Annotated in this window: 1 pseudogene; it reads right to left on the minus strand. The window is 65.9% G+C overall.

The window, feature by feature from the left end:
* Positions 1-163: 163 nt before the first annotated feature.
* Positions 164-410: pseudogene (locus R1101_RS29110) on the minus strand (PAC2 family protein); the annotation flags it as partial.

Below are 410 nucleotides of genomic sequence, written 5' to 3' on the forward strand. Positions count from 1 at the left end.
CTGCGACGTCGGTGATCGCGTGGTGGTAGCCGGGTTGTCCGGGCTGTCGCCGATACCGGACACAACTACCACTGTGGCATGTCGCCGAAGCGTACCGCCTGTATGTGAGGTCGACAACGACGATTGTGACGATCATGAAACATCCGGCGGACCCGTCGTGGGATCAACGTGTCGCGGAATCGTCTCCGTCGTCCGAATCGGGCTCATCCGCCCCGCCGTCGCCCTCGACGTCACGCAGATCGGGGAGATCGTCACCGGCATCGGCGCCGCGCCGGTCGTATTCGGCGAGGAACCGCTCGAACTCCGCTCCGATCTCCTCACCCGTCGGCAGACTCTCGTCGGTCGGCAGGGGAGAGGTCTGCTGCTCCTGGGCGGCCACGTAGCTGTCGTACTGCCGCTCGAGCGCGTGC

It is taken from the genome of Rhodococcus sp. R1101 (assembly GCF_000278445.1).
GTDB lineage: Bacteria > Actinomycetota > Actinomycetes > Mycobacteriales > Mycobacteriaceae > Rhodococcus > Rhodococcus gordoniae.